At 45.7% G+C, this 16,310-nt stretch carries 15 protein-coding genes; 4 read left to right on the forward strand and 11 right to left on the reverse strand.

Annotated elements, in window-relative coordinates; genetic code table 11:
- The 9 genes from EC604_RS15525 to EC604_RS15565 form a co-directional block, all read right to left on the reverse strand.
- Positions 1 to 690, reverse strand: coding sequence for a response regulator transcription factor (locus tag EC604_RS15525; RefSeq protein WP_123065035.1), 690 nt, complete (start codon positions 688 to 690; stop codon positions 1 to 3).
- A 172-nt stretch (positions 691 to 862) separates the two neighbouring features.
- On the reverse strand, positions 863 to 2,509 hold the full coding sequence (locus EC604_RS15530; RefSeq protein ID WP_123065036.1) for a S1C family serine protease: 1,647 nt from the start codon (positions 2,507 to 2,509) through the stop codon (positions 863 to 865).
- Between the two features lie 155 nt (positions 2,510 to 2,664).
- Positions 2,665 to 3,321 (reverse strand): response regulator, encoded by a 657-nt coding sequence (locus EC604_RS15535; protein ID WP_123065037.1) that lies wholly within the window; start codon positions 3,319 to 3,321, stop codon positions 2,665 to 2,667.
- Positions 3,318 to 4,355 (reverse strand): sensor histidine kinase, encoded by a 1,038-nt coding sequence (locus EC604_RS15540; RefSeq protein WP_123065038.1) that lies wholly within the window; start codon positions 4,353 to 4,355, stop codon positions 3,318 to 3,320. Before EC604_RS15540 ends, EC604_RS15535 begins: the two co-directional genes overlap by 4 nt.
- Before the next feature lie 3 nt (positions 4,356 to 4,358).
- Positions 4,359 to 5,408 (reverse strand): cell wall-active antibiotics response protein LiaF, encoded by a 1,050-nt coding sequence (gene liaF, locus EC604_RS15545; RefSeq protein ID WP_123065039.1) that lies wholly within the window; start codon positions 5,406 to 5,408, stop codon positions 4,359 to 4,361.
- 259 nt (positions 5,409 to 5,667) lie between these two features.
- Complete coding sequence (locus EC604_RS15550; RefSeq protein ID WP_090919874.1) at positions 5,668 to 5,877, reverse strand: hypothetical protein; 210 nt, start codon at positions 5,875 to 5,877, stop codon at positions 5,668 to 5,670.
- Positions 5,878 to 5,989: 112 nt separating this feature from the next.
- Positions 5,990 to 6,493 (reverse strand): 3D domain-containing protein, encoded by a 504-nt coding sequence (locus EC604_RS31045; protein WP_429351332.1) that lies wholly within the window; start codon positions 6,491 to 6,493, stop codon positions 5,990 to 5,992.
- A 466-nt stretch (positions 6,494 to 6,959) separates the two neighbouring features.
- A complete protein-coding gene (gene thrS, locus EC604_RS15560; protein ID WP_123065040.1) occupies positions 6,960 to 8,897 on the reverse strand; it encodes a threonine--tRNA ligase in 1,938 nt (645 codons plus the stop codon).
- Between the two features lie 407 nt (positions 8,898 to 9,304).
- Positions 9,305 to 10,249, reverse strand: a complete 945-nt coding sequence (locus tag EC604_RS15565; protein WP_123065041.1) for a putative sporulation protein YtxC — start codon at positions 10,247 to 10,249, stop codon at positions 9,305 to 9,307.
- A gap of 233 nt (positions 10,250 to 10,482) precedes the next feature.
- Here EC604_RS15565 and EC604_RS15570 point away from each other — a divergent pair, with 233 nt between their 5' ends.
- From EC604_RS15570 to EC604_RS15585, 4 genes are all read left to right on the forward strand, one after another.
- Entirely contained in the window at positions 10,483 to 10,884 is a 402-nt protein-coding gene (locus EC604_RS15570; protein WP_151458082.1) for a hypothetical protein, read from the forward strand.
- Positions 10,885 to 11,221: 337 nt separating this feature from the next.
- Entirely contained in the window at positions 11,222 to 11,716 is a 495-nt protein-coding gene (locus EC604_RS15575; protein WP_090919862.1) for a cation:proton antiporter regulatory subunit, read from the forward strand.
- A 4-nt stretch (positions 11,717 to 11,720) separates the two neighbouring features.
- On the forward strand, positions 11,721 to 12,959 hold the full coding sequence (locus tag EC604_RS15580; RefSeq protein ID WP_123065043.1) for a cation:proton antiporter: 1,239 nt from the start codon (positions 11,721 to 11,723) through the stop codon (positions 12,957 to 12,959).
- 121 nt (positions 12,960 to 13,080) lie between these two features.
- Entirely contained in the window at positions 13,081 to 13,986 is a 906-nt protein-coding gene (locus tag EC604_RS15585) for a YitT family protein (RefSeq protein WP_161556953.1), read from the forward strand.
- A 123-nt stretch (positions 13,987 to 14,109) separates the two neighbouring features.
- On the opposite strand, the gene EC604_RS15590 is transcribed toward EC604_RS15585, so the two are convergent.
- Positions 14,110 to 15,123: a zinc-binding alcohol dehydrogenase family protein gene (locus EC604_RS15590; RefSeq protein WP_123065045.1), complete on the reverse strand. Its 1,014-nt coding sequence runs from the start codon at positions 15,121 to 15,123 to the stop codon at positions 14,110 to 14,112.
- A gap of 38 nt (positions 15,124 to 15,161) precedes the next feature.
- Positions 15,162 to 16,094, reverse strand: coding sequence for an aldo/keto reductase (locus tag EC604_RS15595; protein WP_123065046.1), 933 nt, complete (start codon positions 16,092 to 16,094; stop codon positions 15,162 to 15,164).
- Positions 16,095 to 16,310: the final 216 nt, after the last annotated feature.

Here is a 16,310-nt window from a genome sequence, read left to right on the forward strand (position 1 = left end):
TTACGAGTCACCTCTTAAGATGTAGCCGGCTCCCCGGATGGTTTGAATCAGACGTTTGCCCCCATGCTCTTCCGTTTTCTGCCTGAGCATCGCAATATAAACCTCCAGCACATTAGACTCTCCGCTGTAGTCATAACCCCAGATTTTGTCCATAATCAGATCACGGGAAAGCACACGTCTCGGATTCTGCATGAATAGGTTTAACAATTCAAACTCTTTTGCAGTCAATTCCAGCCGTTTGCCATCTCGGAGCACTTCACGTGAATCATTATCCAGAATAATATCTTCATACACCAGGCGATTATCCACCACGCTGGAGATATCCGCTTTACGGCGCAACAAAGCCCGGACACGAGCAAGCAATTCCTCCAGTGCAAACGGCTTCACCAAATAATCGTCAGCACCGGTATCCAGTCCAGTCACCCTGCTTTGAACCTCATCTTTTGCGGTCAGCATCAGAACAGGCACTTTACTCCCCGCTTCTCTAAGTCTGCGGCATACCTCAAAACCGTCAATCTGTGGCATCATGACATCAAGCACCACGATGTCAGGCTCTTTATCCATCAACTTACTGAGTCCCTCTGCTCCGTTGGAAGCCGTCTGTACCTCATATCCTTCAAATGCTAGGCCTCGGCGCAGCATAGACACAATTTTCTCGTCGTCATCTACAATCAAGATCGTTGAGCGCATGGTCTTTCTCCTTTACCCTATCGTTGTATACTCATTGTAACAGGCCAAAGCCCGATTCGCATCTTCTCCATATTAGAGAAGCCGTGCAGCATAATAAAGAATAGAAGCTTCGTGCAAAAAAAACGGAAGGGGCTACACCCTTCCGTTCCTATTCTTCATCTCTTTGCTGTAGTTATTGTTGCTGTGTTTGTGTTGTATCGTAATCATACTTGTTGCCAATCTTTACTTTCACATCAATCTTCTTGCCGTCACGCACAACATTCAACGTAATCTCTCCGCCGACTTTCTGAGTCTTGATAAAGTCGATCAGATCCTGGCTTGTTGCTTTTGGAGTACCATTTACGCCAGTGATGATATCATACGGTCTCAGATCAGACTGGTAAGCTGGCGATTGATATACCGTGCTTGCAACAACCGAACCTTCTGTAATATTTGTTCCCATTTGTTTAGCCACTTCTGGAGTGAGGTTCATCAGAGAAGCACCGATAAACGGTACAGGTTCTTTCGGAACATCTTTGTTCTCTTTCAGATATTTCACCGCTTCCGAGATGACACTGGATGGGATTGCAAAACCAATACCTTGAGCATCCGCACTTACAGCAACGTTCATACCGATAACTTCTCCATTCAGATTCAGCAACGGACCACCCGAGTTACCCGGGTTAATCGAAGCATCTGTTTGCAACAAGTGGCTGTATTCCCGTGTTTTACCTGTTTCTTGATCCGGAATGCTGATTGTACGTTCTTTGGCACTAAGAACACCTGCAGTTACGGTATGTTCAAAACCTTCCGGGTTACCGATGGCTACAAGCCATTCACCAACTTGTGTGCTACCCGAGTTGCCGAGCGGTGCTACAGGGAAATCTTTATCTCCGCTATTTTTCTCAATTTTCAACACGGCAAGGTCAAGATCAAAACTGCTTCCGAGCAATTTAGCTTCATATGGCTTGCTATTGTTCTCAAGTGTTACCTGAATGACATCTGCACCTTGAACAACGTGCTGGTTCGTCAGTATATAACCTTCTTTGTCAAAAATAAATCCGGAACCGATCCCCATGGGTACGAGCTGATTGTTAGCTTGAGGCTGTTGTTGACCTTGTTCTTGTTGTTGATTCCCACTAGGTCCACCAAGTCCGCCACCGAAGAAATATTGATACAAAGGATCGTTTGTATTCGCTCCACCTTGTCCAGAACCACGTGTGGACTGTTTCGCCAGCGTTTCAATTTTCACGACAGCCGGGCTTGCCTGTTTCACCACAGAGGATACATCCTCTTTACCTGTTGGCAACAAAGATGCTGTCACATTGTTGACTCCACCTGTATTGCTTGGTGTTTCCTGAGCAGATTCTGTTCCAGAATTCGTCAATGCGGCCTGTGGTGTAAACATGTTCGTTCTATCCGCTGTATACATCAGCACAGTAATCACTAGCATACCGGCGATAAAGGAGAACAGAAGGGATCTCACAGAAGACCGAGGTCTGCGGCTGTTATAGTTCCAGTTACCATTGTTGTTATTTCCATTCCCTTGGCCTCCGCCATGACCTGAACCGTCGCCACCAGAGATTCTGCCCGTTTGACCAGAGGCATCATGACTATGGAAAGAAGGTACAGGTTTTACTGGATCTGGTCTTGTAATCTCCACATTTCCTTCTTGCCTTGAACCATTGCCACTAGCTGTATCTTCCTGACTTACGGACTGGAAAGGACCGTAAGAATAATAATACGAGGAGTCATCATTTCCGGCAGGATTGCGGTTTTCAGTTTGATTTGTTTCCTTTTCCTCATCTTGTCGATTTGATCTATAATTACGTTCGTCCATGCCTCTCTACCTCCCAATCTCTTATTTGCAAGAGATATTCTTTAACTGTCCTTATTTTGTACTTTGAACCTTAATCGTACCTTAAAAACAATTAAAAAGGAGATAAAAGCATGCAATAATTGCTGTTTTTTCCCGTCATAGCAACATTTTCAGCCCTATTTCTTCACCCAGCCCTGTCGATGAGCATAAATAGCGAGCTGCGTCCGATCATCCATCTCACATTTCATCAGCAGGTTACTCACATGTGTTTTAACGGTTTTAATACTGATATGTAATTCTTCTCCGATATCTTTGTTGGTTTTCCCTTCAGCAATAAGTAGTAGCACTTCCTTCTCCCGATCCGTAAGTCCGGATTCACTTTCCCTCGCCGTCCGCTGCCGAATTCCTCGCGTTAACGCCTGTGACACATCCCCCGTCATCACGGGCATGCCTCTGTTAGCACCTTGAAGAGCATAGATCAGTTCTTCGGCAGATACCGTTTTCAGCACATAACTAACTGCTCCCGCCTCAATCGCTTGAACAACAAGATCATCTTCAAGAAAACTGGTAAGCATGACAATCTTCATACCCGGAAATTCAGACATAATGGCTTGCGTAGCCTCAGCTCCGTTCATCACCGGCATCATCAGATCCATCAGAATCAGGTCTGGCATTTCCGAATCCTTCATCTCTCGTAGCTGATCCAGTGCATGTTGCCCGTTTCCCGCTTCTGCCATCACATGGAACGTAGGCTCCAGCATGAGATAAGTCTTCAAGCCCATTCGTACCATGTCGTGGTCATCCACAATCATTACGTTTACTTTGCCATTCATTCTGTTTCCTCCTCGGACACGTTATCAAATTTCGGGATGAGCACTCGTACCGTTGTACCCGCTCCAGGCTTGGATATAATCTGGACTTGACCGCCCAGCTTCTCAGCACGTTCTCGCATCGTGGACAACCCATATGAACCTGGTCGCTCCGTCTGTTGTAAGAAACCTTGCCCGTCATCACTGATACTCATGCTGATCTGATGCTCGGATTCTCGGATGGCCAGACTAACAAGTCCGGCTTCAGCATGTTTAACAACATTGGCTACCGCCTCCTGAATAATGAGAAACAGCTGGTGCTCAATGGCATCCGAGACTCCGCCATCCAACTCCAGCTCTTTCACGCCTTTTAAACCATTTTGCCGACAATAGTCAGGGAACCAGCTGTCGAGTGCTGCAGCGAGGTCGCGCCCTTCCAATTCAATCGGCCTAAGTTGCGCGATCAATCCACGCACCTGGCGCTGTGCAATATGAGACATCTGAATTAACTGGTCGAGCACATTCCGACCATGCTCCGGATTCATCTCTAGTAGACGTGGAAGGGATGAAGCAGACATATGCATGGCGAATAGTTGCTGACTCACCGTGTCATGCAGATCCCTTGCCATACGTTTACGTTCTTCGATAACGGCACGCTCGGATGCTTGTTCCTTTTCAATAACCTCTTGCTCACCAAGCCGCTGGAGTAACCTCATTTTTTTCTCAATGGACTCCATCATTACATTAAATTCCTGATAGACCCGTCCAAAGGAAGCATCTTCCGCATCAGGCATCCGAACAGCAAGATTTCCTTTAGATACTTTCAACATATTGAGATCAAGCAGATCAATTTTGCGCTGAAGCCGCAATGCGGCGATATATCCGGTGACCACAGTTCCTACAACGACAACTCCGATATACGTCCATGCCCGATTGCGATTCTCCCCTGTAAGTACATCCCCATATAACAGATAGAATCCGCCCAGTGTAATCAATCCGGTTAACACGAAATACGTCATCAGTTCCCACTTGTTTGCTTTAAGAATCGTTCGAATCATAGGTTAATCCACCTTGTTTACTTTGACATCGCCAATAAAAACACTGACAATAATTCGGAGTTTCTTGCCGGCTTCATGATAATGCGGAGTTTCCTCCTGCGCATTTCCTATAAACCCTCCACGTTTCGTACCCAGAAGCTTCATATCTCCCAGAAAAGAGCTGGATGTCAATGAAATGCCCAGATCCATGTCTTCTGGGACAAAAATCTTAACATCACCAATAAAATGCGAAATGACAATTTTGGTTTCACCATACGGAATCTGCGCCTTGGTCAAATCAATAACGGTGTCACCAATAAATGAAGAGATGTTCATTGGTTTCAGCGTAAACACTTCTTTGCCCATATGAAAGTCACCAATGAAAGTGGATTTATTAAATGTTTTGCCATAGCCTTCTTCATATCCATACTTATAGTTATGAGAATTAGCGTGGCCGAAGCCTCCAAATTTCTGATCATCCGAATGTGAATGGTACTTCTGATGAGACTGTCCGAACTTTTCACTGTCTTTTTTCAGATTCGGTCCCTCTTCGGATTGAAAGGATTGATGCTTACTCGAGGGTTGCTCTTGCTTTGGTTTGCCAAATGTCTTCTCGAACTCTTCATCGAATGAAGAGGGCATCTCCAAATCTTGAGGGGACAACGGCTTATATGGCTTCTCAGGCGGTGGAGGCGGTGTTTTGCTTTCATTTCCGTGAGGTTTCCGATCCCGATGACCTGGTCCAATTAATACATATAACCCTCCGCCGATCAGCAGAATTGGAACGAGATAACGAATAAATTCTCCTAGGGAGTAACCAATCACGCCCAAGTTACGTGCAAGGAAGAATCCACCTATGGAAAGCACAACCACGGGCCCGATAACAGCATATCCCCCGTTACGGCGAATTTCCGTCAAACCTTTCACTCCCCACCAGATCAAAAACACCGGCCAGTATGTTCTGAATATATATCCTATATCAATGTCATATCCCAATTGTCTGAGCAAGATCAGTGCACCTATAGCGATAAGGGGTACGCCCACCCACCAACGGTCTAATGTAGATCGTTTCATCACACATGTCTCCTTTGTCTTTATTCTATATCCAGTGTACCTTAGACATGCTGAGGTTAACAGCGCCGACAGGTGGAAATTGTCTCAGTCTCGAGACTGAGGCTTGAGGAGAATTATGTAAATTTTATTTATTTAGAAAAGAGAACATAACCATAGGGAACATGAAAATGAAAACACCCCGGAGCAATCGCTCCGGGGTGTAGTTATCACCATTGATTCTTTATTCATCTTACATGGCGTAATGCTTTAATCTTGGAAATTACTTTTTCATTTTTCCTGCACGGCCAGTTTGACCTGTGTTTTCTACACCGAACTCGGCATTATATTTTTCATCAGGTGTTTGGAAATTATCTTGTACTTTGTTTTGAGCTGATTGCTTCACTTTGGACGCAGCGCTTCCATTCTCCTGACCAAACTCAGCATCATACTTCTCGTTTGGCGTTTGATAACCTTGGGATTTCTTTGCCACAACGAATCACCTCTCTCTTCATATTTACACTGCTTGTTGCAGTGCGGGGTTCGTCCCCAGTCAATATTATGTGAAGAGAGCCTTTTTGTTATTCAGGCATAACATTCCATCCTCAGATGGCTTTGTCGAGCCAGGAATCCGGTACAGTTTTATAGACATCAATCGCTTTGGACAACTCCGCCAGCATCTGCTCGGTACATTTCCCCGCCCCCTGCTTGATGACCTGTACTTCAACATCCTTTTTACCCCATTCTTTGTACACTTGCTTGGTCGTCGGAAAATACAGATCGATCTTGTTGCCTTTAATAGCCGAACCTGTATCAGCAACGATACCGTAACCGTAACCAGGTATATACAATATGGAACCCATCGGAAATAACTTCGGATCTGCTGCAATGGTAGATACGGTTTCTTTGTCCCGACGAACTTTTACCCCGGAATACGTAATACCGTATTGCGGATGTTTTGGCGTTTTACCCGTGGATTCGACTCCAGCTGTATATCCTGTTGCCGTCACCTTTTGGGTTTCCAAAATTTGTTCTGAACGCGGAGCCAGCACTGGCATAGCGGGATCAACCACTCGTTTGGCTGGTAATTCAGGTTTTGGCAGTACCATCGGCTGTGGAGACCACATAAAAGCCATGTATACGAGTGTGGTCAATTGAGTTTCGTCCGTGTATAAAGGTTCGTGTTGTTTTGCCCCGACTGTACGCTCGGCTTTTAAGTCACGAATCACATCGTGCTTGTCATTATTGTTCATTTCCTGAACATGCATGTCCGTGCTTTCCTCTTCAAATATATAGGCCTTGGCCTCATTGAAACTCATCAAAATCCCGGCAAATATGAAGCAACACATGATGATGAACTTGTGGTTTTCATTGAATTTTAAAAAATGCTTTTTCATGGTATAACCTCCCCCTCACTTGCAAAGGGTTACCAAAAAGAATCGATCCTATACCTTTTCTCAGACTATAGTTATAAAAACAAGCGCAAAAAACCGTCTGAAAACGATGGATTCAGCCATGTTCTCAGACGGTTTCTTTAGATTTATTTCGTTGTGACAGAGTCTAATTTATTTGGGATTAGACTTGTCTTGAAGCAATTTCTTCTTTCAACTGAGCGACAATCTCATCCACCAGCTTCATGCCCAGATCGCCCTCTCCGCGTTTACGTACGGATACGGATGCAGCATTTTTCTCATTCTCCCCCACAACGAACATGTAAGGCATTTTCTCCAGCTGTGCTTCACGGATTTTGTAACCCAGTTTCTCATTGCGAAGATCTGCTTCTGCCGCGATTCCTGCACGTTTCAGCTTCGCTTCTACTTCACGCGCATACTCGTCGTAATTTCCGGATACCGGAATGACTTTGGCTTGTACCGGAGACAACCAAAGCGGGAACGCACCTGCAAAGTTCTCCAGCAAAAATGCAGTGAAGCGCTCCATTGTACTAATTACGCCCCGGTGGATAACAACCGGACGATGCTTCTGTCCATCATCACCAACATATTCAAGCTCAAAGCGCTCAGGGAGCAAGAAGTCCAGTTGAACAGTAGAGAGCGTTTCTTCTTTGCCCAGTGCAGTTTTGATCTGTACATCCAGCTTCGGACCGTAGAATGCTGCTTCGCCTTCAGCTTCATAGAACGGAAGATCGAGTTCTTCCACAACTTCACGCAGCATGCGTTGGGACATTTCCCACATCTCATCGTTCTGGAAATATTTCTCGGTGTCTTGCGGATCACGGTAGGACAGACGGAAACGATATTCGTGAATGCCAAAGTCTTTATATACCGTTTGGATCAATTCGATAACACGAGCAAACTCTTCTTTGATCTGATCCGGACGTGCAAAGATGTGAGAGTCATTCAGTGTCATCGCACGTACACGGTGTAGACCTGTCAATGCGCCTGACATTTCATAACGATGCATCATACCGAGTTCGGCAATACGGATCGGAAGATCACGGTAGCTGTGCATATTGGATTTGTATACCATCATATGGTGAGGACAGTTCATCGGACGAAGAACCAGTTCCTCGTTATCCATAACCATTTTCGGGAACATGTCTTCCTGGTAGTGCTCCCAGTGACCTGAAGTTTTATACAGCTCTACGTTCCCCAATACAGGAGTGTAAACGTGCTGGTAACCCAGGCTTTCTTCCAGATCAACGATGTAACGCTCCAGTGTACGACGCAACTTCGCACCGTTAGGCAACCAGATCGGCAGACCTTGACCCACAAGTTGCGAGAATGTGAACATTTCCAGTTCTTTACCGAGTTTACGGTGGTCACGCTTGCGCGCTTCTTCAAGGAAGTGCAAGTGCTCATCCAACTGTGCTTTTTTTACAAAAGCAGTACCGTATACACGTTGCAACATTTTGTTCTTGCTGTCCCCGCGCCAGTATGCACCCGCTACGTTCATCAGCTTGAACACTTTAATTTTGCTTGTAGATGGAACGTGTGGCCCACGGCACAAGTCGAAAAATTCGCCTTGCTCATAGATCGTAATTACGCTATCTTCCGGTAAAGCATTGATTAACTCCAGTTTGTATGGGTCGCCGACTTCATTAAAAATGTTGATAGCTTCCGCACGGCTAACTTCTTTGCGCACGATAGGCAGATTTTCATTGACGATGCGTTCCATTTCTTTTTCAATCTTTTGTAAATCTTCCGGGTTAAGCGGATGTTCCAGATCCATGTCATAGTAGAAGCCATCCTCAATGACTGGCCCTACGCCCAGATGAACTTCCTTGTTACCGTACAGACGTTTTACCGCCTGAGCCAGCAAGTGAGCTGTACTGTGACGCATGACTTCGAGACCTTCAGGAGAATCCAGCGTTACGATCTCCACCAAAGCCCCTTCATGAATTGGAGTGGATAGATCCACCACGATGCCATCCAGTTTGCCAGCTGCGGCATTTTTGCGAAGTCCGCTGCTAATCGAAGCGGCTACATCCTCAATACTGCTTCCGTCTGCGTACTCACGTACGGAACCATCCGGTAGTTTAATGTTTACTGCCATTTGTCTCATTCCTCCTGTAAAATAAACATCCATTTACTTTGTCTTGCAATGGACTGGTCATCTATTGCGTGTTTCCAGTTAGCCCTCGGATCAACGAAAAATAACGCAAAAAACACCCGTCCCGGTCAAGGGACGAGTGTTATAACTCGTGGTTCCACCCTAATTCAGCTGGTTGTTCCTGTTTGCAGGAAAACAGCCCTCATTGGCATGTCGGTAACGGGCATGACCCGGCAAATCCTTACTCACAAAACCGCCATTCTTAAAAATGGTTGATTAACCGGTTTTATTTTCAAAATTGCAGCTCCAAAGGGGTAAACCATACGTGATATCCGGAGGAAATTTCAGCCCAGGTTCCTCTCTCTGCACCGATCAAACGTGTGGCTCTTGTCTTTGTCAACGCTTTTGTATCAACAGTTATTATAATTGCCCAGATCGCCTGCGTCAAGACTTGTCAGCAATCCAGAACGAAGCACTTCGCATTCGGGACATTGATGGCATATCTGCACCTTATCTTCGAATATCTGGCATATCGTTGAGATGATGGGTAACTCGGGTGTGCTGGTGTGCAACACGACTTTTTCCGGTGATATGGAAATAAGTGTACTCACGATCATGTCTTCAATATCCATCTCCAGTTCCAGCCCAGGCATCTCCACAACCACTTGTTCATCTTTCTGCACAGGCAACAGATTAAGTCCCGCATCAAGCACCTGAAATTCATGTTTGCCTTTGTGGATCAGATGGATTAAAGGAACTTTAGCCTCCTGAAAAAACACAAAATACTTTAACAGCCCCATGAACTCTTCATATTGACGGTCCATCCAGAACTCATCGAGTGCATATTCCACGAGCTCCTGCAATTCCTGCTTATAGGCACGTATACGGAAATTCAGGATGCCCTCCAGATGGAAAAAATGGATGTCCTCCAAATCCTGCCTCAAACCTCTCGCTAATGTTGCACGGCGGCGCTCCCGCAAACCCGGTTGATCCAAGTCACTATTCACGAGCAGCGGCATGCAGATGCGGTGAACCTTCTCGACTTCGTGTTCATCCATGACCGAGCATGATTTGGCAATAATATTCTCAACCATGCTCCGTTCCTGCGTTTCCATTATATAATCCGCGATACCCAGGGAAAGCAAATCGCTGATGCGTGGCAGCCACTGCTGGAAATCTTCGTGATTCTCATTGCCTCTGCACGTCCAGACTGCTCTGCCATCCTTATGTTTGAAGGTGAGCCGGAATCCTCTTTTACTTATATGTAAACCTTTGATTTTTTCCTTAATGCATTGTTGAAAAAGAGCTGCCTCCTCTTGCCCAGACACATCGGTCCATACTGCAAACAGTTCCATAAGAATCACTCCTTTCCTTTCTCTTCAAAGTATATGGCAAGGCCCAAAGGGATATACGAAGCGGTTTGATGGAAAGGGTGTCATGATTTCTCAGCATAAAACGCGAGCCAAAGTATTTTGGTAAAAAAGAATAATGGAAGGTTTCGTGAACTATGAATGAATGGTTTGGAGATCACGCAAAAATGTGTTATTATTTTTATAACAGTATCTTCACGGAAGGGGGGAAGCCGAAAATGAGACAACATCCTAGACTGCTCCATCACATGATTATCATCATTTTATGCGTCTTTCAGGCGCTTTGCTTCCCGGTTCCAATGCAGACAGAATCTGCCGTTGGTGTGTCCGTCGATGCCACTTCGAATAAAGAAGGGCTTGAAGTACTGTCTCAAATACCCGAGTCTCAGCAGAAACCTGTCATTCGCAAAAATACGCAAGTGATGTCTAAGCTGGCTGCAGTGAAGCAAACCAAGCCTGTATTTCTTGTCCTCGCATTGTTAATCGTGCTGCGAATTCCTACAGCAGGTCTGTCTTTTAAACCGTGGTATTGTCTGTTCAAACGCAGATTATTTCTGCTGCCAATTAAATACACCAGTATGTATTTATCCCTCTCCCCAATGGCACCGAGATACGCCTGAGCTCGTTAAGAGCCCGTTTGCCGTATTCGTCAGGTTGCCAGCGCATGGAGCCACCTCTTCGCTATAGACGGTGTTCTCATGCATAACTTATAACCCATGATGTAAACGTTAGTTTTGAAACACCTGGTTTGGAACTTTTATTTGTGGTCGTTTTATTTGTTGACTTTTATTTTACAAACAAATCTTGATTTCACATCATATATTCGGCTGTGTCAGGAATTACTGGCTCTGTTTCCCCGCACCATTTGATGTTCCACCTGAGCAGCAGATGAACTGATACGGGAAGAAAAGCCTTCCTTCTATGGCCAGCCTCAATTACTAAGGAGGCATACTATCCATGGATGTACGCGAAACAGATTTGCCGGGAATCGGCAAAAAATTTCAAATTGAAACGAGCAGCGGTGATAAAATCGTCATTATTATTCACGATGATGGACGCCGTGAAATGTATCATTTTGAATATGATGACCCGGATCAAAGCATCTCTATGATCACACTTGACGATAATGAGGCAAGACAGATTGCCGCCATCGTTGGCGGATTAACGTACAAACCGAAACAACTTGAAAATATTGAAGTCACCTTTGACGATCTGATTATCGAATGGTACAAAATCGAAGCGTCATTTGGATGCATTGGCAAATCCATTGGTGAATTGAATGTACGTCAAAACTCTGGTGCAACGGTCATTGCCGTTGTGGAGAAAAATCATAAAAAACATATCAGCCCAGGTCCGGAGGTTGTGATTAGCGCAGAATCTACGGTAGTCGCCGTTGGCGAACGCAACCAGCAGAAGCTTTTCAAGTCCCTCCTCCTGACGGGAAGGGGGTAACTCGATGGATCATTTGATTTTTGAAGTGGGTCTGGCACTGGTGCTCATTGCGGCAGCCGGCCTTTTATCCGCAAAACTGAGATTTTCGGTTGTTCCGTTCTATATTTTGATCGGGATGGCCGTGGGACCACATGCCATGCAAATCTGGCATCTGGACTTCCGATTTATTGAAAGCCAGCCGTTCATCGACTTTATGGGTCGGATCGGTATTTTGTTCCTTTTGTTCTATCTGGGACTGGAGTTCTCTGTAGGTCGTTTAGTCAAATCGGGTCGCTCCATCGTTGTTGGCGGCTCGATCTATATCGGGATTAACTTCACACTCGGATTAGTATTCGGTTTTGCCTCCGGTTTCCCGGCAGCTGAGGCACTCATCATTGCAGGTATAACAACTATCTCGTCTAGTGCTATTGTAGCCAAGGTGCTCGTTGATTTGAAACGAACAGCCAATCCCGAGACCGAGATGATTCTGGGTATTATTATGTTTGAGGACGTATTCCTCGCTGTATATATTTCCATCTTGTCTGGACTCGTACTGAGTGATTCATCCTCCATCGGAGGCGTAATCATGTCCGCACTGATTGCTCTCGGCTTCATGCTTATAGTCATCATTCTTGGACGTAAAGCCACACCTTTACTGAATAAATTGCTCAAGATTCGTTCCAACGAATTATTCTCACTTGTTGTTTTCGGGGCATTGTTCCTTGTCGCTGGTTTCTCCGAAACAATCCATGTCGCTGAAGCCATTGGTGCTTTGCTCGTCGGTCTTGTGCTTGCGGAAACGGAACATGCCAAACGGATTGAACATCTGATTCTGCCGTTCCGTGATTTCTTTGGAGCTATCTTTTTCTTCAGCTTCGGACTATCTATTGATCCGTTGTCCCTTGGCGGTGAAGCCGTTTGGCTCGCTTTGATTGCTGTAGTGATTACACTGTTTGGTAACTTCCTCGCAGGTATGCTGGCTGGACGCAGTGCAGGGCTTTCACCAAAAGCATCTGCTAATATCGGATTAACCATTGTGTCTCGTGGTGAGTTCTCCATTATTATGGCCAATATGGGTAAAGCCGGTGGACTGTTACCATTGCTTCAACCCTTTGCCGCGCTGTATGTATTGATTCTCGCTATTCTTGGGCCGTTGTTAACTAAAGAGTCCAAACACGTATTCCGTATTTTGGATAAAATATTCAAGTTCAAAGATCCTCGCAAGAAAAAAGAAGAACCTAAAGTTCTGCAGAAAGAAGGCTAAGTAACATGTCTGTGCAGAGCAGATCTATGTTTGTATTAAGCTACTGAGCGGCTGCATGCCGACCTTTCTGTGAAGAACCCAGGGAGAATGGCTCGAAGCCGCACTGAAGGAGGATGGACATGTGAAAACACCTCTGATATCGGCTAATCCGGTGCCACGCACTGCTAAAAGTAGCATATCGCCTTCCCGCCGCTGGTTGAATCTGTTTCTGGTGATCATTGGCGGAATACTGGCCTCCGTGGGACTTGAGTTGTTTCTACACCCCAATAAAATTATTATTGGCGGCATAACCGGGATCTCTTCCCTGTTTGCACACTGGACAGAGCTTCGAATTGGCTTGTTCCTATTTTTATTCAATGTTCCGTTTATATTTCTATCCTACAGGATCGTGAAGAAAAAGTTTGTACTCGTGACTGTTCTGGGTTTGGTTGTCTTTTCGATCGGTGCCATTGTACTACATCCCATGCCGCCGCTCGTCGAGCATCCCCTGGCTGCCGCCATGTTTGGCGGGTTATGCCTGGGGCTCGGAATCGGGCTGGTTGTTCGGTATGGTGGGACACTGGATACGCTGGAAATCGGTGATCCGTCCTCTCGGCCGCCTGAACGTGTGTTTAGCGGGAAACGGATGCTTATCGAAAAAATAATCATGCTGCTTAACTTGATCATACTGACAGCTGCTGGTGTTGTTTTTGGCTGGGATCAGGCCATGTATTCTATCATCGCTTATCTGATTGCCTATGAAATGGTGTACCTTGCATTCCGGGGATTCTCCCCCAAACGCAAAATATGCATCCTGACCACACAAAGTGCTCAAGTTGAAAAAGCTGTACGAAACCGCCTGCGCAGGGAACCAGGAAGGCTCGATGTAACACCCGAGTCTTCCCCGATCGCTGGCACGGAGACCTGGATCAAACAGATTCCAGGAACACTTTATTACGAAGTCCATTTTCTGGAAATGATCTGGCTAAAAACCATCGTTCGGCACATTGACCCTCACGCAGGTATTATCTCGAATCCAGAGAAATAAAAGTATTTATTTAAATGTGATATAAAAAAACGCTCTCTTCCCATGAACCGATGGATCGTTCTCCATTGCTCATCAACCGGGAAGAGGGCGTTTCTTCGTACAAAACCCTTCAAACTGTGAAAATTATAATTCTACAATGGCTTTAACCACTTGTGTTTCGGGTAACAGCCAAGTGTCCATTGCAGTTGGCAACTCATCAAATGGCGCTCGATGTGTGATGTACCCATCCATCGTTAATTTTCTGTCACGCAACGTCGATAATACTTGTTCAAAATCCTCACGTGTTGCATTCCGGCTACCCAACATGCTCATCTCACGTTTGTGGAATTCCGGGTCATGGAACGTAATATCGGCTTTCACCAGCCCAACAAAAATTAACTGTCCACCGTGAGCAACATAAGGTATGGCCCCATTCATCGAATGTACGTTACCTGTCGCATCAAATACAGCTGTCGCATAATCACCGCCAGTAATCTCGGATACTCGCTGCAGAGCCTTTTCATCCGCCTGCACGATCTCATCCACTCCGGCCCAGCTTCGGCTCAATTCCAGCCTGTCCAGATTTCGATCCACTGCAATGACATATGCACCTGCTTGTTTGGCAAAGGCCATTACTCCCAGCCCAATAGGTCCAGCTCCAATAACAACGACACGCTCTCCTGGTTGAAGTGCTGCTCTGCGCACAGCATGAGCCCCAATACTAAGCGGTTCAACCATAGCTGTCTCATCTAATGTTAACCCCTCTGCTTTCAGCAGATGGGAGACAGGCACTGTAATCCGTTCTCTCATCCCACCGTCTACATGTACGCCCATCACTTGCATGGAAGCACAACAGTTTGTTTTGCCTGAACGACAAGCAATACAATGTCCGCAATGCAGATACGGAATGATGCTTACCTGATCCCCGGGCTGTAACCCTGCATCATTCGGGCCAATCTCTTCGATGACACCTGCAAGTTCATGACCAAGTATACGAGGATACGTAAAAAACGGCTGATTGCCTTTGTACGCATGCAAATCTGTACCACAGATACCAATTCGCTGAATAGCGACTAGCGCTTCTCCCTCTGCTCTTACGGGCTGTGGCAATTCCTTCAGCACCAAACGATCAATCTCTTCACATACGATAGCTCTCATCACTGTTCCCCCTCAGATCCATTCGACGTTGTACTCATCTAGACGTTATATTCAGCACGACCACTCGGCCAAGTTTCATTATTTAATGGAGCCAGAATACGTAGCACCTCTTCTAGAAGCTGCTCATCTATAGGCTCTTCAACCCAGGCCGCGTTGTTGACAATGTTTTGCTGACTTGCACTACTTACGAGCGTTGTTGGGATTTGTTCATTTGCCGTGGAAAATTGTACTGCCACCTTGGCGATATTACTGCCTTGTTCCTCGCAGAACCGGGCAGCTTTCAAACAAAGTTCTTTTACCCGTTCACCCGCTGGATGCCAAGCCGGTGTTCCACGCGTACTAAGCAATCCCATTGAGAGTGGGGAAGCGTTTACAAGTCCAACCCCTTTTTCATTGAGTAACGGCAGGAGCGATAACAATGACGTATCATTCAGAGCATAATGACAATAGGAGATAATGGCATCCGCATCAAGCTGAGGCAACATTTTTTCGAATAAAGGCAACGGCAAACCGCAGATTCCAGCGTAACGAATCACGCCCCGCTCTTTCAGATCTAACAATGTTGGAAATGCTTCTTCAATGATAATCTCAGGAGCCACAAACTCGATATCATGCAAAAATAAAATATCAAGATAGTCCGTATGCAACCTTGCCAGACTTTCTTGTACACTATCCAAAATACGCTTCCGAGAAAAATCAAACTCGTTTTCACCATACCGTCCAGCTTTGGTCGATAACGTATAAGAGCTACGCGGCAAACTACGGATTGCTTCACCGAGTACCGTCTCCGCCTTGGTTAAACCGTAGTACGGCGACACGTCTATATAATTCATGCCTGCATCCATCGCTGCATGAACGGTGCGAATACCTTCATCCCGGTCAATATCACGAAATACAGAGCCCAGTGATGATGCGCCGAAGCTTAATACAGGTACGTCTAATGCTGTTTTTCCCAGTTTTCTTGTTTTCATCGTTTCGTTCCTCCCAGCAGGTTTGACTACACAACTGTCCCTCCATTGTATCAGTTAAAAATCTATATAACATATCTTCAAATGCGTAATATGTACTGTTTAATGATCTCGATTCCTGGTAAAAGGATACCAACCACGTTAACTTCGGTAGACACCAGAAAAGGAGAACCGCACCTAAATCAGGTACGCGTAGCGAAAAGGGCCAAAGCAAGTTTA

This window comes from Paenibacillus amylolyticus (assembly GCF_003719335.1).
In the GTDB taxonomy this organism is placed as follows: Bacteria; Bacillota; Bacilli; order Paenibacillales; family Paenibacillaceae; genus Paenibacillus; species Paenibacillus amylolyticus_D.